Annotated in this window: 24 protein-coding genes; 15 read left to right on the plus strand and 9 right to left on the minus strand. The window is 35.3% G+C overall.

Annotation, left to right across the window (positions count from 1 at the left end; translation table 11 throughout):
* Positions 1-59: 59 nt before the first annotated feature.
* From DW721_RS16255 to DW721_RS10705, 3 genes are read right to left on the minus strand one after another with little or no spacing between them, the layout of a single operon-like run.
* The gene (locus tag DW721_RS16255) at positions 60-1,658 is read right to left on the minus strand and encodes a GIY-YIG nuclease family protein (RefSeq protein WP_207665622.1); all 1,599 of its coding nucleotides are present in this window, start codon (positions 1,656-1,658) and stop codon (positions 60-62) included.
* A 33-nt stretch (positions 1,659-1,691) separates the two neighbouring features.
* Positions 1,692-2,120, minus strand: a complete 429-nt coding sequence (locus DW721_RS10700; RefSeq protein ID WP_118745744.1) for a hypothetical protein — start codon at positions 2,118-2,120, stop codon at positions 1,692-1,694.
* Between the two features lie 25 nt (positions 2,121-2,145).
* A complete protein-coding gene (locus DW721_RS10705) occupies positions 2,146-2,532 on the minus strand; it encodes a helix-turn-helix transcriptional regulator (protein ID WP_118745745.1) in 387 nt (128 codons plus the stop codon).
* A gap of 161 nt (positions 2,533-2,693) precedes the next feature.
* On the opposite strand from DW721_RS10705, the gene DW721_RS10710 reads away from it, so the two are divergent.
* Positions 2,694-2,915: a helix-turn-helix transcriptional regulator gene (locus DW721_RS10710; protein WP_118745746.1), complete on the plus strand. Its 222-nt coding sequence runs from the start codon at positions 2,694-2,696 to the stop codon at positions 2,913-2,915.
* Positions 2,916-2,967: 52 nt separating this feature from the next.
* Positions 2,968-3,423, plus strand: a complete 456-nt coding sequence (locus tag DW721_RS10715) for a hypothetical protein (RefSeq protein ID WP_118745747.1) — start codon at positions 2,968-2,970, stop codon at positions 3,421-3,423.
* 62 nt (positions 3,424-3,485) lie between these two features.
* Here the strand turns inward: DW721_RS10715 and DW721_RS10720 are convergent, their stop codons facing one another.
* Positions 3,486-3,749 carry a hypothetical protein gene (locus DW721_RS10720; RefSeq protein ID WP_118745748.1) on the minus strand — a complete coding sequence of 88 codons (264 nt, stop codon included), beginning with the start codon at positions 3,747-3,749 and terminating at the stop codon, positions 3,486-3,488.
* Between the two features lie 206 nt (positions 3,750-3,955).
* On the opposite strand from DW721_RS10720, the gene DW721_RS10725 reads away from it, so the two are divergent.
* Complete coding sequence (locus DW721_RS10725) at positions 3,956-4,339, plus strand: hypothetical protein (protein WP_118745749.1); 384 nt, start codon at positions 3,956-3,958, stop codon at positions 4,337-4,339.
* 12 nt (positions 4,340-4,351) lie between these two features.
* Here the strand turns inward: DW721_RS10725 and DW721_RS10730 are convergent, their stop codons facing one another.
* On the minus strand, positions 4,352-4,555 hold the full coding sequence (locus tag DW721_RS10730; protein ID WP_118745750.1) for a hypothetical protein: 204 nt from the start codon (positions 4,553-4,555) through the stop codon (positions 4,352-4,354).
* Positions 4,556-4,741: 186 nt separating this feature from the next.
* Here DW721_RS10730 and DW721_RS10735 point away from each other — a divergent pair, with 186 nt between their 5' ends.
* The 7 genes from DW721_RS10735 to DW721_RS16125 all read left to right on the plus strand — a co-directional run bounded on the left by DW721_RS10735 (position 4,742) and on the right by DW721_RS16125 (position 9,169).
* Positions 4,742-4,945 (plus strand): hypothetical protein, encoded by a 204-nt coding sequence (locus tag DW721_RS10735; protein ID WP_118745751.1) that lies wholly within the window; start codon positions 4,742-4,744, stop codon positions 4,943-4,945.
* Positions 4,946-4,960: 15 nt separating this feature from the next.
* Positions 4,961-5,563 (plus strand): hypothetical protein, encoded by a 603-nt coding sequence (locus tag DW721_RS10740; RefSeq protein ID WP_118745752.1) that lies wholly within the window; start codon positions 4,961-4,963, stop codon positions 5,561-5,563.
* Between the two features lie 419 nt (positions 5,564-5,982).
* Entirely contained in the window at positions 5,983-6,177 is a 195-nt protein-coding gene (locus DW721_RS10745) for a hypothetical protein (RefSeq protein WP_022014480.1), read from the plus strand.
* A 120-nt stretch (positions 6,178-6,297) separates the two neighbouring features.
* Positions 6,298-6,729 carry a hypothetical protein gene (locus tag DW721_RS10750; RefSeq protein ID WP_118745753.1) on the plus strand — a complete coding sequence of 144 codons (432 nt, stop codon included), beginning with the start codon at positions 6,298-6,300 and terminating at the stop codon, positions 6,727-6,729.
* Between the two features lie 11 nt (positions 6,730-6,740).
* Positions 6,741-7,466, plus strand: a complete 726-nt coding sequence (locus DW721_RS10755; protein WP_118745754.1) for a hypothetical protein — start codon at positions 6,741-6,743, stop codon at positions 7,464-7,466.
* A 189-nt stretch (positions 7,467-7,655) separates the two neighbouring features.
* The gene (locus DW721_RS10760; RefSeq protein WP_182436300.1) at positions 7,656-8,429 is read left to right on the plus strand and encodes a ParA family protein; all 774 of its coding nucleotides are present in this window, start codon (positions 7,656-7,658) and stop codon (positions 8,427-8,429) included.
* A complete protein-coding gene (locus DW721_RS16125) occupies positions 8,426-9,169 on the plus strand; it encodes a ParB N-terminal domain-containing protein (protein ID WP_182436301.1) in 744 nt (247 codons plus the stop codon). Before DW721_RS10760 ends, DW721_RS16125 begins: the two co-directional genes overlap by 4 nt.
* A 124-nt stretch (positions 9,170-9,293) precedes the next feature.
* On the opposite strand, the gene DW721_RS10775 is transcribed toward DW721_RS16125, so the two are convergent.
* The 3 genes from DW721_RS10775 to DW721_RS10785 all read right to left on the minus strand — a co-directional run bounded on the left by DW721_RS10775 (position 9,294) and on the right by DW721_RS10785 (position 11,830).
* Positions 9,294-10,487 (minus strand): site-specific integrase, encoded by a 1,194-nt coding sequence (locus DW721_RS10775; RefSeq protein ID WP_009243728.1) that lies wholly within the window; start codon positions 10,485-10,487, stop codon positions 9,294-9,296.
* A gap of 78 nt (positions 10,488-10,565) precedes the next feature.
* Positions 10,566-10,769, minus strand: a complete 204-nt coding sequence (locus DW721_RS10780; RefSeq protein WP_002607397.1) for an excisionase — start codon at positions 10,767-10,769, stop codon at positions 10,566-10,568.
* Positions 10,769-11,830: a replication initiation factor domain-containing protein gene (locus tag DW721_RS10785; RefSeq protein ID WP_256151268.1), complete on the minus strand. Its 1,062-nt coding sequence runs from the start codon at positions 11,828-11,830 to the stop codon at positions 10,769-10,771. Before DW721_RS10785 ends, DW721_RS10780 begins: the two co-directional genes overlap by 1 nt.
* A 485-nt stretch (positions 11,831-12,315) precedes the next feature.
* Here DW721_RS10785 and DW721_RS10790 point away from each other — a divergent pair, with 485 nt between their 5' ends.
* The gene (locus DW721_RS10790; RefSeq protein ID WP_005946876.1) at positions 12,316-12,951 is read left to right on the plus strand and encodes a helix-turn-helix transcriptional regulator; all 636 of its coding nucleotides are present in this window, start codon (positions 12,316-12,318) and stop codon (positions 12,949-12,951) included.
* Between the two features lie 274 nt (positions 12,952-13,225).
* On the opposite strand, the gene DW721_RS10795 is transcribed toward DW721_RS10790, so the two are convergent.
* Entirely contained in the window at positions 13,226-13,783 is a 558-nt protein-coding gene (locus DW721_RS10795) for a TetR/AcrR family transcriptional regulator (protein WP_005946872.1), read from the minus strand.
* Between the two features lie 177 nt (positions 13,784-13,960).
* Between DW721_RS10795 and DW721_RS10800 the strand changes: the two genes are divergently transcribed.
* From DW721_RS10800 to DW721_RS10820, 4 genes are all read left to right on the plus strand, one after another.
* Positions 13,961-14,656, plus strand: a complete 696-nt coding sequence (locus DW721_RS10800) for a hypothetical protein (protein ID WP_005946868.1) — start codon at positions 13,961-13,963, stop codon at positions 14,654-14,656.
* Between the two features lie 298 nt (positions 14,657-14,954).
* A complete protein-coding gene (locus tag DW721_RS10805) occupies positions 14,955-15,374 on the plus strand; it encodes a sigma-70 family RNA polymerase sigma factor (protein ID WP_008728841.1) in 420 nt (139 codons plus the stop codon).
* Positions 15,375-15,378: 4 nt separating this feature from the next.
* Positions 15,379-15,618: a helix-turn-helix domain-containing protein gene (locus tag DW721_RS10810; RefSeq protein WP_005946862.1), complete on the plus strand. Its 240-nt coding sequence runs from the start codon at positions 15,379-15,381 to the stop codon at positions 15,616-15,618.
* A 338-nt stretch (positions 15,619-15,956) separates the two neighbouring features.
* The gene (locus tag DW721_RS10820; protein WP_118745756.1) at positions 15,957-16,430 is read left to right on the plus strand and encodes a hypothetical protein; all 474 of its coding nucleotides are present in this window, start codon (positions 15,957-15,959) and stop codon (positions 16,428-16,430) included.
* Positions 16,431-16,492 lie beyond the last annotated feature (62 nt).

The raw sequence follows: 16,492 nt of genomic DNA on the forward strand, positions 1-16,492 counted from the left end.
TCATTCGCCCTTCTCTTTCCTCTTCGTGACCTCACGAAAATGGTTAAAATATTTCTTGTTTATTCGTCCTCGTCTTCTTCATCATCAGAATAGCTATCGTCTGAATAATTACCATTAGTTTCGAGCGAAGCACGATATTCACTTGCAAGCATTGTGCGATTGAATTCAGCGGTTGGTTCTATTTCTTCAACGAGCTTTTCAAGTTCATCTATTGATACTTTGAAGAACTCTTTACGAAGATTAACTTTATTTACTCGTTTATCTGTAAGCATCTGATGTAACTTGCTTTCAAGGGCAACTGCATCTTCTGAGAATATGAAGCTGTGGACATCGAATTTGAATGGCACACTTGCACTTCCAAGTTCGTTTACTCTGTCTTGTGGTTCAAGACGGCGTGTCATTCCGACCTTAAATACATCTTCGCCAAACGAACCAAGATTACTTATTATGTAAACAGTTCCAGCTTTACCATTCTGTAGGTTAGATATTTCTTCTTTCTTTAATACAACATCAGATAATTGATTTTGTAATTCAAGTATTCGTTTGTTCAGAATATCCATTTCTTCCTGAGCTGCATTTTTAAGCTGTTCTTTGACCTTATCAATTTCAGCTTTGTATTTGTCCTCTTCTTTTGCAATCTTTTTCTTTTCTGCTTCCAGTGCTTTGAGTTCGGCTGCTTCCTGACGCATCTTTTCTTTTAATGCAAGCTGTTCCTGCTTTTCTTTTTCTTTCTTTACATAATAGTTATATTCAATTTTGGCAGCATTTATAAACAGGTATTCAAGCTGGCCTATAAATTTTGTAAGAGTGCCGTATATCTGTTGGTTGCCATTGCCGGCAATCTCAAGATATTTCATCGTGACTTCTTTTATTTTATCTGTAGCTTTGTCTATTGTGCCATATTTCAAATCAGATAAAATATTTTGAAGTTCTGAACGCAATGCGATAACCATAAGCGAGTACATTGCTTTGTTTGATTTTGTAGTGTATCTTGAGGAATATTGTTCCATCAGTTTTGTTATCTGTTTGTCGTTTTCACGGTAGGCTTTGCGAAGTTCTTTTGAGTTCATGTATTGTAAATGCAAAAATACTGATGGAGCATAGGCATCAACAAGATTAAGGTCTTCTTGTTTGAAAGTTAGAAGTTCGGAAGATGGATCATATTCAAAGAAATTATTGATAGAGTATTTGATACTCTTGTAAAGCTCTCTGAATTTTGAAACTTTCTTTGCTTCTTTTTTGATAAGTTCTTTCTGTTTTGTTAATTCAAGATTTATCTCTGAATCAGCAGCAGCTTTCTGAATGTTTATTGTCTGATTTAAATTCTGGTATTCATTAGTGACATTCTGTAATTGTTTTTGTCTGTCTTTTATGTCAGATTTAAGCGTTTCAAGTCTTTTTTCAAGTGTTGAAATTTCTTCCAGTCGCTCTTTAGTGTCAAGTTCTTTAACTTTATCTTCAAGTTCTTTTATTTGATATTTGTGATTGTTTATAACCTGTTTTATTTCATCTTCTTTTTTATGAAGAAGGTAAAACTGGTATCCTATAAGTCCAGCTGCAATAACAAGCGGAACGATAAAATTCCAAAATAATGACGCAAAGCAGGCAATAGCACTTATAATTAGTATTTTTTTGATAAAATCTTTTTGGTTTTCCATATTATGTACCTCTTTTTGTTAATTTGTGTAATTTTAATCGAAAAGACTATGATAATCTGAATTATAGTCATCTAATGTATCTTCGATATTTTCGCCAAGAGCCTGAAAAATATTGTTTAATTTTTTGGCATAGTTAAAGGTAATAATTGCTGATATGAGCCAGCAGACAAGTAAAACTACAGTAACTCCAAACATGAATGTAACTTTTTTGTGCATGGAGTTCATTTCATTATGCATAGATTTGAGTTCATCATGCATTTCTGACTGTATATCGGGGGATACAATATTTGCATCAATGGCATCCTTTATAATCTTATCTTTTTGCAATGCTGATGCTTCATTCCATTCATTAACATTCATATGTAGATATATGCCGGGTTTGTGGCAAATTGGGCAATTTGCGTGTGTTTCTTCGTTTAAAAATGGTTGTTTACAGTTTGTGCAATAATGCATATAATTCATAGCTATTCTCCTTTTTGTAGTTTATTTATTCACCCTTTTCTTTCCTCTTTAAAGCCATAAGCATACTATGTACCGTTTGTAAATCTTCCGGTTCAGCATCTTTGGCAGCATCAAAGAGCAATGAAAGTTCTTTGTTATCATATATTTGTTGTGCAATCTTACTCGTTTCGGGGCTAAGGTAATAAGATTGACTTTGTTTATTTGTTTCGTTTTCGTTCCAACCCATTAAATATGGGACTGTAGTGTTTAATGATTTAGCAAACTTTACAACATCTTCTGTGGTTATTTTTATATTTCCACTTTCTATTTTGGAAATAGTTGTTCTTGATGTATATCCCATTTTTTGAGCAAGTTCATTTTGTGACATTCCACACTGAGTTCGTAATGTTTTTATTCGAGTGCCTATATTCAATATTATCACCGCCCTTTCTATTGGAAATTATACTATATGAGTGATTGAAACTCAACTATTTTTTAAGTTTTAATAAAACGGTGTTGACAAATAATCACATATATAGTATCTTATGTGTAGTGATTATAAATCACACAATAAGCGAAAGGAGTAAATTATTTATGACAAATACAGAACGATTGCGTAAGATTATTTCAAATTCTGGTTTAAAATATTCATATATTGCCGAAAAAATAGGACTTACGTATCAAGGGTTTAAGAATAAAATTGAGAATAAAAATTTATTCAATGTTGAGGAAGTTGATAAATTATGTAAGCTTTTAAACATTACGGATGTTTATCAGAAAGAAGAAATTTTTTTTGCTAAACAAGGTGATTTTTAATCACATGAGTTGCGAAATATTATATAAAAATGACTAAAGCGAGGTGAGAGCGATGGATAAAAAGGTAAAAGAGATAACAGAGTTGCAAAAAGAACTTGACCGCAGAACTGCGGTTGAAAAGTTGGCTGAGAAACTTATTATTGATGGAAAGTTTGAGGAAGCGAAAGAACTTCTTGAAACTTTAGATGATGATAAGGTTGAAAAGCTGATGGAACAGGAACCGCAACATGAATTTTCAAAAAATGATGAACGAACTTTAATTGAATACATAGCAGGTGCTGGTAAATCATGTTCTAAAGAAGAGGAAATAAAAAGAGCCGAAACACTTGGGAGGCTGTTTGCGGTATTGAGACAACCAGAAGATTTATATGCACTTCGATTTGCGTTAAGCAACCTTATAAGTTCGATACAAGTGGGTAGTTCTTTTCAGCTTGTTGTTAATTACGACAAAGACTTAAAAAAATTAAAAATAAATTATAGTCATAAGCCAGAAAATTTTTTGAAGTAATTGCAACAAGCCTTTGCTGTAGAGAACAAAGGCTTGCTGAGAATTAATAGGAATATTTAGTATTAATGACAAACTTTGCAGGCTCTAAGTTTTAAAGCCTTAGCTTTTTTAAGAGTTATTTTTTTGATTGTTTTACTGCGTCTAAGAGTGCGGCAGTTGCGTGTGGAATGATACGCATAACTAGAACCGGGAACATAATAGACGCTCTTAGCTTTAACTTTTTTAGCCTTAGCCTGAACGGTTGTACTTGTAGTGTTTAATGGTGCAAGTGCAATACTTGATACAAGGCATAATGATAAAGCTATTGAATAAATTTTCTTTTTCATAACAGTAAGCCTCCTTATTTAGTATTAGTTGCTGCAACAACTTATATATATCATAGGAGCATTTAGAGAAAAAATCAATAGATACTTAGATAGTAGTGAATAAAGACGAAAAGAGGTGAGCGGTATGGATAAAGCAAATGCACTAATTTTGGTTTCGATTATTCAGGAACAGGTTGTTGGATTTTGAGAAAGTGAGGTGAGAATAGTTGGGTGACAGTATAGAAGATATGTTAAATGTTACTATGAAGCGACTTGATTATATTATGAATGAAACAGATATTAATAGGGCATTAAAGTCGGAAATAAACAGTCTTATGCAGTCAGCTATTATAATTTTGAAAAGCCATTCAGGAGAAATTCAAGCAGAAAAGATGATGAAATGTTGGAAAAAATTGCAGAATTGGGCAAAAGTTTTATACATAGTTTCATTGAGGATGCCGTATGGAAAACCGCAATTAAAACAATTTCATTGTTCAAGATACTTTATGCACATAATTATTGAGAGCAAAAAGGAAATAAAACTAATTGAAAATTGTATAAAAGAGGCTGACGCAAAAACAGCGTCAGCCAAGAAGAATAAAACAGTTTAATGTTATTAGTAATTACTTCTTCTTTTTGAGCCTGCGTTCCTGCTTTTCTTCATAGGAACAGCGTGGAGCCGCAGAACCAAGCAGACAACCGTGTCTGTTGATGTCACGTGCGGAACAAATTTTGATATTGCAGCAATCTTGCAAATATGTTCCGTCAATATCCAGACGGTCTTCAAAGTCTGGAGAAATCAGGGGATTTACATAATTTCTTTTCATTGCAGCACCTCCTTTGTTATGGATTGCCAGCTCCGCAATAGCTGACAATTTGATTATAGCAATGGGGAAAGAAAAGGTAAATTATATAATTGCACCTGATTAAACAAAAAACTTTTGCATGGTACTTGGAATACGATGCGGAAGCTACAAATGTGTATATGGATTTTGAGAGAGTGAGGTGAGAGTGTGTATCAGATTATGGAGAGCTGGGCAGATGCTAAAAACAGAAATAATGTAACTCTTGAACAGAGGGTTATTGACAGGGTTGTTGCAGATGCATTGCAGACAATAAAAAATGGACTTCCTGAGGAAGCCCAGACGGTGGAAATTTTGGAATACATTGTTTCAAAATTGAAAGACAGGATAAAGGAGTGTCATTTGAAATTGTAGAAAGAGGTGAGAGCGATGGATAAAAAGGCAAAAGAGATAACAGAGTTGCAAAAAGAACTTGACCACAGAACTGCAGTTGAAAAGTTGGCTGAGAAGATGATTATCGAGGGAAAGTTTGAGGAAGCGAAAGAGCTTCTTTATACACTTGACGATGACAAGGTTAGAAATCTGATGGAAGAATGTCCAGATGAAGAAATTACAGAGACATATTTTTATCAGGATGAACTTAATCGTGAACATTCTGTTGATAAGCTTGTTACTGAGTATCTTATTGATGAAAAATTCGATGAGGCTATATCACTTTTAAAATCAATGGAAGATGAAAAAGTAATAAAAACTAAGTCTTTAAAAAATGATAGTAGCAGTGATAAGTGTTATGCGGAAGGGCATGAGGAAGTTAAAAGAGTCAAGCAGCTTGGAAGAATGTTTGTAAAGAAAGAACCGTTTGAAATAATGGCAGCTTTTGCATCAACATTATTTAGATTTTTTTATTTGACTATGAAGTTAAATAAAAACTTCCGCATGGTATTGGAATACGATGCGGAAGCCACGAATGTGTATGTGCATTTTGAGAAGATTATGGAATCTTTTTCACGATGCAACCATCCGGAATATTAATAAAGTTTAAATCATCTTCAGAGTAAAAAAAGAAATCGGATGATTGTTGGTTTGGCAACATTTCAAATCCGATAGCCGACATATCATCAATTTCTTTAATAACTCTAAGTCTTTCTTTTAGGGAAGTTGATTTAAAAGTTATTTGGTAATGGACTAAGCACATAAAGTTCTCCTTTCTTTGATACTTGGCTACGGCAATAGCCTGTATTAAAAGTATAGGGGGATGTGATGTGAAAATCAAGACGGCTTGTCGGATTCCGACAAGGGAGTTAGGAAGAAATTATCATTCATGATAAAAAAATCTGCAAAAACAGTTATTCATGATATGTTTTTTCGGATTTAGGCTCTTAAAATTAGATTAAAGAACAGTGGTCAAGACCTAAGCATAATATAAAACAAAAGCAGAAAAGGAGAGAATTATGGCAAAAAAGAAGATAACGCATAAAATCCTCGTGCCGACTAAAGACGGCGGTTATGTAAACTTTAATGATTTGTCTGAGGAGCAGAAGCAGCATATAAGAAATCAGTGCTTTACAAGATTTGCTGACAGCTACATGGGACAGCTTGGATATACAAGGGTACATACAGAGGACGAAGCGGTTTCACAGAATTAATAATATGCTGTGCTATCGGCATGACGGGCTGTTGTTCTTCCAAAATTATTTTTAGGGCGGGATTGCCCGCCCTAAAGAATTTGAGGACAGCAAAAATCAAGATAAAGGAGGCAAAAAAGTATGGCTAGGTTAAAGCTGGACGAGCTTGCAGGCGGTGCGGCTCAGGAAAAGTTTGACAGAAGTTTTAGCAAGGTGGCACAAAATCTTATGGATGTAAATTGCCCGTTTGATAAGAAAAGGGCAATAACGCTGCAGTTTGAGTTTGCATTTAAGGATGAGTCAAGAACTGAACTTGAGGTTAAGATTACATCTAAAGAATCGCTTGCTCCTCAGATGCCAATTCGTACACAGATGTCAATCGGACAGGATTTAGAAACTAAGAAAATATCTGTGCAGGAATATGGCAGCAGTGTTCATCAGAAATCTCCGGTAAATACAAATGAATTAGAGGATGGTTCAGAGGTGACATTATCTGATGGTTCGGTTGTTAATACGGATACGGGCGAAGTAGTAAATTATAGGGATATTAACAGATTAAAGGCTGTTCAGTAAGGAGGAAATCAATGATTAAAGATGCGTTAGAGTACATTGTAGGAATGAAAAAACCTAACATTACAGAAATAGGCGGTCAAACTTATTCGGATAAAAAGCTGGAAAGGATAAGTTATGAGCCTCATATTGAACCTTTTAAATTATCTACTTTAGATAGTTTAATAAAGTACATCAAATCTGATTTAGAAGTGCCTGTTACTCCATTCTTTTTACATATAGTAAGTGAAAAAAGTGTAAAAATGCTTTCAACACTTGACAGTGATAAGCATAGAGAATGTTTAGCAGTTGTTGATGCAGAAGTTCCAAGATTTGAATTTGGTGCGTATATCCCGCAGGAAAATTTTTGTATCAATCTGAAAACGAAGTTTATTCAGAATGAGGACAGAGAACTTTTAGTTTCATTTGCCGGAAATGTTGAGGATAAAACTGTAGCAGAATATGGTGACGATGGCATTTCGCAGAAAGCAACAGTAAAAACAGGGGTTGCTTCAAAAACAGAAACAATCGTTCCTAGTCCGGTACATCTGAAACCGTATAGAACATTTGATGAAATAGACCAGCCGGAATCAGATTTTATTTTTAGAATTAAATCTGATAAATTTGATGGAATTACTTGTGCATTGTTCTCGGCAGATGGCGGTGCATGGAGAACAGAAGCTAAGCAGCGTATAAAAGAATATTTAAACAATGAATTGTCTGATTTGATAGAAAAAGGAAAGATTATAATTCTTGCTTAATAGGATAGGTCAATATTATTCAAGTGATCCGTTCTTTATTGTGAAGTGCAATAAGTGTGGTAAAGAGGTTTACAGTACCAGACGGAAAAATGAAAAATGCAGCAAGTGTGGAAGTGCCGATGTGGAAACATCGGTACCGTACCACACGATTGAACAACATAAAAAATGAATATCAGGAGGAACAACATTATGAAGACAATTTGTATTGCCGGGTTGAAGGGTGGTATTGGCAAGACCACTACCACAACAACCCTTGCTTATTTATTACAGGCTGAAAAAGAAAAAAGAGTGCTTTTGATTGATGCGGATTGTCAGGCAAATGCTACCATGACATACGATGTAGAGCCGTCGGATGATGGTATTGCGGATATTATGTCATATGCGTTAAAAGGTGATACGCCGGATATTAAAAGCCACATTATAACTACGGACTATGGTGTGGATATTGTTCCATCGTCTCCGGGTTTGCAGGTTGTAAACGGACGCTTACAGGTAGAAAAGGAACATAGCCAAATTGATGTTCTGAAAAGAGCATTGTCTGAGATTGAAAATGAATATGATTATTGTATTATTGACTGCGGTTTGCAGCTTGATATTACGGTTTTAAATGCTATATGTGCTTCTAATCTTGTACTCAGTCCGCATAAGATTGGTGGATTTGAGGAACAGGGAAGTGATGTATTGGATGAAATTCTTATTCAGTTATCCAATACGGATATAGGTGAGAATATAAGTTTGAGAAGATTTGTGACATTGTTCAGGAAAAACAAGACAATGTGCAATTTTCTTCTCGCAACGCAGGAGAAATATGACTCTACTCTTATGCCGTCATATGTGCGTGAGAGTGTGCAGGTTATTAAAAATTCTATGATGTCGGGTCCATTGCCGTATAATTTTAAAAATTGTATTGCGGTAAAAGATTACAGGCAGCTTCTTGATGATGTGCTGGAGGTGATGGCATGACAGGTTCAAACATTCTTGATACTTTAAATTCAAAAAGTATATCCGGAGGTATGAATACTACATATGCGAGATTTCGTTTACAGGATATACCGATTGATAAGATTTATTCTAATGATAAAAATTTTTATCCTCTAACTGATATTGAGCAGCTTGCAAATGAAATTAAACTTTGCGGTCTGATGGAAAATCTTACTGTAGTCAAAGATAGCTGCGAGCGTGGAGAGTATCGGCTTGTCAGTGGCGAACGAAGATGGAGAGCGTTGACTTATCTTGTAGAACATGGTGAGAGTAAATTTAAGAATGTATCAGCTAAGATTACAAAGTTTGATAATCAGAATGAAGAGGAATTGTATTTAATTGTGGCAAATTCTTATAGAACAAAGGATTCTGGTACAAAGATGAATGAAGTTAAGCGGATGCAGGAGCTTCTTCAAAATGCAAAAGAAAACGGGACAAGTATCAATGGTTATGATATGCAGCAGGAGAGCATCAGAAGTGTTATGTCAAAACTTCTGGGAATGTCGGAAACTAAGATTGCGGAGCTGACTGTTGTTATAAATCATTTGATTGATGAATTTATGACAATGCTTAACGATGGGACGCTCGGTATATCGGTTGCTTACAAAATAGCAGGAATGTCACCCGATATGCAGCTTGAGTTTTTTGATTATTGTGAAAATGAACCAAAGATTTACATAAATTATATATGTCTTTTTGACTATCTTTTTATATCTTCTTAAATGTCCGCAAAGCCTTATTTTATCGGCTCTACGGGCATTTTGCTTTTGTGGTAAACCTCACATATCTAGGTCTATCTTCTTATATTTTCGCTATCAAGCGTGGTTAAAATCGTGGTAAATACTTCTATGCAATTAGACGCTGAACCTCTGATTTTGCGGTATCTATGGACGCATGAGCGTACCAATTCATTGTGATACTAATGTTTGAATGCCCCATGATATACTGTAAATCTTTTGGGTTCATGTTCTTGCTTGCCAGCCTTGTGCAGAACGTATGGCGTAGCGTATGCGGTGTGATATGTGGCAAGGGATTGTCCTTGTGGTGCTTGTTGTATTTCTTTACCATACGGACAAATAAGGCGTTGTAATCAATCGCAACTTTTGGCTTGTCCTTATGATTGACAAATAGGAAATTGCCCCGTCCGTCTATCACAAATGGTTCTGCCTTTGGGCGTTTCTTCATAACCCGTTGAAATGCCTGTATCGTTTCTCTGCTTAATGGTACTTGCCTTATTCCGCTTTTCGTCTTAGGCGTTTCAATATAATAGCCTTGTTCCTTGCTCTTTAGTAACTGGTGGTCGATAATCACAACTTCATTCTTGAAATCAATATCGGCTACTGTCAGTCCGCACAGTTCCGAGATACGAAGTCCTGTTTTTAACAGTATCAGCACATCATCATAATACTTGTGATACACATTGTCCGTCTTGATGAATGAGAGTAAGGCTTGTTCCTGTTCCTCTGTCAATGCAACTTTCTCTTTGGTATCATTTTCTAGGACTTCACTTAACTTGAAATCAAAGGGATTTTTCCTTACGCAATCGTCTTGTATGGCGATATAGAATGACGCTTTTAACGAGCGTTTATGGTTGTTAATGGTATTGTAGGAAAAGCCTTTGTCTTTCATGCGTAACGCCCATTCTTTAGCGTCAGAGGGTTTTATCGTATCAATGCTCCTAGCACCTAACTTATCCTCTTTCAATAACCGCATGAGTTGTTCCCGTTGTTTTATTGTGCTTTTCTTCACATTTGCCCTCTGTGCGTTCTGTTTGGCATAGAGTTGGCAAAGCGTCATTTTCTTGCCTGTGCTGTCGATACCGTCCTCAATATCCCGTCTTATCTGCTGTTCCAGTTCACGAAGTGAGGGTTTTTCCCGTTTTCCCTTTGGTGTCGGGTCTGTGGGTGTCAATCTCCAAGCATACACATATTTTGTGTTTCCAAATGCGTCTACATATTTATATAAGTATTTCCCGTCTGTTCGTTGGCTCTCTCCAGTATGCAGGATACGACCTTTGTTATCCCGTCTTTTTTCTTTCATGGTGTCTGCTCCTTTCCTTGTTGGAAAGAGCCTTGATATGACTTGTGTTCATCATAACACATACAAGGCTCATTTGCATTAGATTGCGTCCAATTTGTCAATAACCTGTTCAAACTGTCGGCGTTTAATCTGTATGCGGTTGCCATTCATAATGAGCCAGCCAGCGTCCTTGTTTTCCTCTGCTAAGCGTCTTAACTTGTTTTCTCCGATACGGAAATACTTTGACGCTTCTTCAATGGTAAGGGTGTATTTTTCCCATACGGGAATATCGTTGTTATTCATCAGATACCCCCTTTCCCATGTTTCGTGTCATACTGGATATAGGGGATAAGGTCGGTGCGGTTTATCCTCTGTAAATGGGCGGTTAATTTACTGGAAAGGGAATTGCTGTATCTTGCCTTATCAAGCATAGTTCCCACTTTTTCCAGTCCGCCTAATGCGTCATGTTCTTCCAAGAAGTAAAAACTTTTGACAGCGGAAATCACGCCACCCTCTGTGAGCCATTGCTGTGTTTCTTCAAGGGAATTTTGCTGTTTTGGTACTTGCAGTTTTAAGACTTCCACAGCCCCTAAAAAGCGTTCCCAAAACCGACATGTTTTCCATCTGCTCTTATTACTTTCGTTTCTGTTTGGTACGACAAAGCGTAGGTTGTTTGCCAATAGACCGAAAGCCAGTTCTCCAAGTTCCAGCGGTCTTTCCTTGAATGTCATGGCAAAAGCATGAGCCTTATCATCACGCAGTTGCATTTCTGTCCGTTTCCAACTGCCGACTTCCTCAAGCGTCTTATTATGTTTTGAACAGACTTCCTTATCCTTATCATAAAAGCGGTAGGACAATCCCGATTTACCAGCACCGATATAAACAGTCTTTGCGGTGTCGAAATCATCAAACTTGCTTTCGTCAAAGTGGTAGCCCTCACTATTCGAGATAAATTCCTCTTTTTCGCATTTCTTCTTTATCTGCTCTATGGTAAAAAATGGCTTTTCGTTTTTATCATCAATGGCAATATCAAGCCTTGTGAAGTGGAAGTTATCCTGTCCGTATCTTCGCTCACAATGTTTGAACATATCCCCAAAAGTACAATTCCTACTGTCGAGAATACGGAAAATATCATCACACCCTCTGCCGGTCATAACAAGATAACAGCCTAACCCTTGTGGGTTATCCTCTGTTTTTCTTGCGTCGCCCGATACATAAATATCTCCAATCTGCCAGCGTGCTTGATAGGTTTTGTATTTAATGCTTGCCGGATAGACATTGAAAATGTCAGTCGGTAAACCTAAAATGTGCATGATGACATCTTCAGCAGTTGCCGTTTCAAATACAATGCTGATGTAATCAATCTTAACGGATAAATTTTTGTGTGTAGTTATAGTGCATTACTCCTTTCGTATGTCCCGTTTTTTGCGGGGTAAAAATTGTGTTTTTTCCTTTATTTATCACAGTTTCTAGGTACTATGACATGTATGCGCAGGGCGGTGTTACATATACGCCCTCTGCGAACGCCTTTAGGCGTTCCTTTTCCAAAAGGAACTGTCTGTCCGAACACGTCTGGGGGACGTGCCCCGTCCAGCCAGCCCCTTTTGGAAACCACTATTTTCGGTCTGATAGTCCATGCTTATTCATGCTATCAAAGTGAAAATGTATCTTCTCTATGCTTACTCAAGCGTGTGATTGACCCTATCGTGCTTAATCACTCTATCTGATACGATAATAACGCCATTAGAATTACTTGTCAAGAAGTTTTTGTTGACTTTTAGATGTAGATTAAGTATGATATGCTTATAAATACCAAGAAAAGCAACGAAAGGAGCGGTTATACTAAGTTATGGAGCATTATGAAAAGAAAATCAGTTTCTTAGGAGAGAACATACAGACCATAAGAAAACACAGAGGAATGAAACAACAGGAACTTGCGGATAAAATCGGTATCAATATGCAGAGCCTTTCCAAGATTGAACGAGGTGTGAATTTTCCTACCTTTGATACATTAGAAAAGATAATGGACGTGCTGGGTGTAATGCCCAATGAATTATTATCGGGAGAATGGAAGTATGTTAATCAATCCGAAAAGGAAGTCTGCCAGTTTTTAAGAATTGAAGAACGATTAAATGCAGAACTAAAACATGGACATTATGACAACTTCTTTGACAGCGAGGAAGAATGGCTGGAATATGAGTTGGAAAAGTTACGGGAATATATTACCGACTACATCAACGGGAAAAGTATTGTAGCGTCCGACCTTTATCCAATCAAAGAATTTATCCAGCATTTGAAGTTTCAAAAACTGTTAGACCGCTATGATGATTTATACAGCATGGATATGTTCGGGGAAAGCATAGAGGGACATAAATATAGGACACCTTATCAAGTCGTAAAAATGATAAACCCCAATTCAAAAGAAGATATGGAATTATTACGGGAAGTATTGAAAAATAACCATTTTGATGATGAGGACGAATAACTTTTTTCCTCTTTGTAGAAGATACAGCAAACAAAAAGCCCAGTAAAGAGTGCAAAGCACCACCAATGGTGGCAAGGCTCTTGACAGGGCTTTTTCTTTTCTGTGGAGGGTAATCAAGAGGAAGAAAAGATAAAATTTGATTTGTGGTAAATCGGATAATATCAATGAAATTGTCACGGTACAAGTTTGGGCTATATAAGGAATAGTAACTGGAAGATTGTTGGATAAAAGAAAAAGGCTTGCAGTTCTGTATTGATTTGCAAGCCTAAATATATTATTTATACTTCTGGAAAATCCCGACTAATAAAGTATCTATCGCTTCAGCTAATTCAAATCTAACTTTATCTGAGGCAGAAAAAGCGTTTCCTAATTGCAAAGTTGTATAACCGTGAATTATTCCAGTAAGCATATTTAATATTTCAAGTGTTTTGTCTTTGTTAAGACTGCACGATTGGATAAGAGTAGTTAATAATGAAAGATAGTTGTTAAAAATGGTTGCTGTTTCCTCTGTTCCGTGCCACACAGCCCATTGAATTGTTTCATAAACTCCGGGGTGTTCAATCATATAGTTTAGGTATTCGATAGAAACTAACTTAATTGCTTCTTTCCCTATTTTTCCAACGGCAATTTTCATCATTCTTTCATTCATGTCACGCATACCATTATGAGCAACTTCTAAAAGAAGATTATCTAAACTTTCTATGTGATTATATAAAGATGGTGTACGAATGTTTAATTTTTGAGCAACAGCTTTTAACGAAACGTTATTTAATCCTTTTTCATCTGCTAAGTCTGATGTTGCTTTTATTACTGCTTCTTTAGTGGTTTTCATAGTTATGCACCTCATTCAAAATATCATACAAACACAATTCTAGCTAATTGAATTAGTGTAGTCAATAACACAATTAGAAAATTATGATTATTTATTGACTTTCCTACAAAAACATTTTAAAATACTAATTGAATTAGTTAAATAACTATTTGAAGTAGTATTTTGAGGAGTGAGTATATGTGTACAAGATTTGTTTACAATGGTATAGATAAAATTGTTGGTTTTAATTTTGATATTGACCTTTCTGTATGGGATCATACTGTAATTACCGAAGAAAATAGATTTTATATTGGTATTAAAATGCCTGACGGTATGTATCATTCATTTCATGGGATAAATAAAAATGGTAATGTAGGAACACTTCTTTATGTTCATGGTAATGAAAATGCAAGGTATATAGAAAGCGAGGATTGTATTACAATATCTGAATTAACAGAAAAATTCATTAAGGCAGAGATTTCTTTTGATAAAGCCTTGGACATTGTTAAAAAGAAAAAAATTATTTATGCACCAGATGCTACTATGCAAGCTATGCTTTCTGATAAAAAAGGACGAGTTTTAATTATTGAACCCGGAATTGGGTATAGATATGAACAAGAAAATTTTTCACTTATTACAAATTATTCTATTCTAAAACCAGATATAACAAAGCCGTACATTGTTTCTGGGGATACAAGATACGAAGTGGCTAAAGAGTTATTGGCAGGATATGATAAAGATTTTTCAGTAAATGACGCATTTAAAGTATTAAAATCTGTTTCTCAAAAAGACTTGTGGGCAACTAGGGTTTCATTTGTATATTCTACAGAAAAAAATAAAGTTTATTATGTCTTGAACAATGATTTTAGTAATGTATTTGAATTTCAGTTTTAATACTAATGAATTTATAAATTTGCAATTATGATAAGAAAGGTTATTATGATAGGACTAAAAAAGCAAGATATAAAAGCATTGAAAGTAACTGCTGTGGAAAGTTTTAGGAATAATCTTATACGATTATGCACTACCTAACAGCATTTTATCAACAACTAAATATTTTACAATATTAAAAGTTCGTACAGACGGTATATTTTGTACGGACTTTTTTCTTGTTCTTCTTTTTGTATTTTCCAAAGATATAGACGGTATCTCCGTTTATATATTTCAGCGTATGCGGAAAGGAGGTGAGATTATGAACCCATCTTCTTTCGAGCATATCGTTAGAATACAGTTTAATGCTTTGATGATGACTGTTATTAAATGCACAGTAAAAAACAGAAACAGACAGTTTGCAAGACGTTCTAAGCGTGAAGTTTTATTCTGTGAATTATCAGATACGAAAAATGTTGAATGTGTAACTAAGGATAACTATTCTTGTGATTACATTTCGTTTGAAGTCTTGAATTTTACAATTCAAATATCAAATGAGAAACTTGCTGTTGCTTTATATAAGTTATCGAATAAAGAGCGTGATGTAATTCTATTACGCTATTTTCAAAGTATGAGCGACCAAGAAATAGCCGAATTATATCATGTATCACGTTCTGCTATTTATCGCAGAAGAAGTAACGGATTGAAGAAACTAAAAACAGTATTGAAAGAAAGGAATTGAACCAATGAAAAAAGAATATGGCTACCCTACATTAAAAGTAATATGTCAAGCGTCTGCTGGAAATGAAACTGCCATAAGAGAGATTTTGAAGTTTTATGACGCTTATATATGTAAATTATGCTTGCGTCCGTTTTACCACTCTGAAAGTGGTAAAATCATTATGCAGGTTGATGAAGAATTAAAAGGTCAAATCCATACAGAAATGATGAAAGCAATCTTGAAATTTGAAATCAGAGTAAAATAATCATACTACATGAATGAAAAACGGGAGATACACAGATATTTGTGCTATCTCCCATGTTGTTTTTGTGTCATATCAAGGCTCATTCAATCGTGGTAAATTCGTGGTAAAATGAATAGTTTTCTATACTTCAAAATGTTTGAAAGTATAGTGTTTATGCGGATAATCAAAAATCAGATATAAAATTTACATTAAATGTTGTAAAGGATTTTAAGTGGCTTAAAGAATCCGAACATGAAAATCAGCAGATACCGGGACAGAGTTCTATTGATGATATAAAAGGAGACTATGATATAGAGCCTGAGAATATTGAAAGCGATGTAAATAATGTAATTAAGGCTTTGGAACATGATAGCGATGCAATAGAAATAGAAACAGGACAGGACGATGCAGAGGTAAGTTCACAGGCTGCTGATGTAAAAGACAGTATTAAATCATTTGATGCATTGATGGCAGAAAAACATGGAAAGTGTGATGTAAATGTTGATGATGATATTGAATTGGAAACACATAATGTTTGTGAAAACGATAAGGCAGCAGATTACATTGCCGGGATGCTGAACAGTCCGGTAAATGAAAAAAATACTGAAAATGTTGAAAATAATTGTGAAATAAAAGAGGAGATGAGACACAGTATTATTGAGTATGTAGTAAATAAATATAATATCAGTTTACTTCAGTATATCAAAAGCAGGATTGCTATGTGCTGTGAAGACTGCTGCATAAAGATTGATGATGAGCAGATGAGTACAATGAGCAGTTATCTGTCAAGGGATATAAATGCCCTTGCTGAACAGTATAAGTATGATGACTGATATTGCTATTTGAAAGGATGTGGTTCTATTGATTGTTTTTAACCATAAGGCAGATAAACCTT

Origin of the sequence: Clostridium sp. AM27-31LB (genome assembly GCF_003480745.1) — a bacterium.
GTDB classification, from domain to species: domain Bacteria; phylum Bacillota; class Clostridia; order Lachnospirales; family Lachnospiraceae; genus Butyribacter; species Butyribacter intestini.

Excerpts from the sequence above, each read along its gene's own strand:
- DW721_RS16255 (WP_207665622.1), bottom strand. The coding sequence starts at position 1,658 with ATGGAAAACCAAAAAGATTTTATCAAAAAAATACTAATTATAAGTGCT.
- DW721_RS10700 (WP_118745744.1), bottom strand. The coding sequence starts at position 2,120 with ATGAATTATATGCATTATTGCACAAACTGTAAACAACCATTTTTAAAC.
- DW721_RS10710 (WP_118745746.1), top strand. The coding sequence starts at position 2,694 with ATGACAAATACAGAACGATTGCGTAAGATTATTTCAAATTCTGGTTTA.
- DW721_RS10715 (WP_118745747.1), top strand. The coding sequence starts at position 2,968 with ATGGATAAAAAGGTAAAAGAGATAACAGAGTTGCAAAAAGAACTTGAC.
- DW721_RS10720 (WP_118745748.1), bottom strand. The coding sequence starts at position 3,749 with ATGAAAAAGAAAATTTATTCAATAGCTTTATCATTATGCCTTGTATCA.
- DW721_RS10730 (WP_118745750.1), bottom strand. The coding sequence starts at position 4,555 with ATGAAAAGAAATTATGTAAATCCCCTGATTTCTCCAGACTTTGAAGAC.
- DW721_RS10740 (WP_118745752.1), top strand. The coding sequence starts at position 4,961 with ATGGATAAAAAGGCAAAAGAGATAACAGAGTTGCAAAAAGAACTTGAC.
- DW721_RS10745 (WP_022014480.1), top strand. The coding sequence starts at position 5,983 with ATGGCAAAAAAGAAGATAACGCATAAAATCCTCGTGCCGACTAAAGAC.
- DW721_RS10750 (WP_118745753.1), top strand. The coding sequence starts at position 6,298 with ATGGCTAGGTTAAAGCTGGACGAGCTTGCAGGCGGTGCGGCTCAGGAA.
- DW721_RS10755 (WP_118745754.1), top strand. The coding sequence starts at position 6,741 with ATGATTAAAGATGCGTTAGAGTACATTGTAGGAATGAAAAAACCTAAC.
- DW721_RS10760 (WP_182436300.1), top strand. The coding sequence starts at position 7,656 with ATGAAGACAATTTGTATTGCCGGGTTGAAGGGTGGTATTGGCAAGACC.
- DW721_RS16125 (WP_182436301.1), top strand. The coding sequence starts at position 8,426 with ATGACAGGTTCAAACATTCTTGATACTTTAAATTCAAAAAGTATATCC.
- DW721_RS10775 (WP_009243728.1), bottom strand. The coding sequence starts at position 10,487 with ATGAAAGAAAAAAGACGGGATAACAAAGGTCGTATCCTGCATACTGGA.
- DW721_RS10780 (WP_002607397.1), bottom strand. The coding sequence starts at position 10,769 with ATGAATAACAACGATATTCCCGTATGGGAAAAATACACCCTTACCATT.
- DW721_RS10790 (WP_005946876.1), top strand. The coding sequence starts at position 12,316 with ATGGAGCATTATGAAAAGAAAATCAGTTTCTTAGGAGAGAACATACAG.
- DW721_RS10795 (WP_005946872.1), bottom strand. The coding sequence starts at position 13,783 with ATGAAAACCACTAAAGAAGCAGTAATAAAAGCAACATCAGACTTAGCA.
- DW721_RS10800 (WP_005946868.1), top strand. The coding sequence starts at position 13,961 with ATGTGTACAAGATTTGTTTACAATGGTATAGATAAAATTGTTGGTTTT.
- DW721_RS10805 (WP_008728841.1), top strand. The coding sequence starts at position 14,955 with ATGAACCCATCTTCTTTCGAGCATATCGTTAGAATACAGTTTAATGCT.
- DW721_RS10810 (WP_005946862.1), top strand. The coding sequence starts at position 15,379 with ATGAAAAAAGAATATGGCTACCCTACATTAAAAGTAATATGTCAAGCG.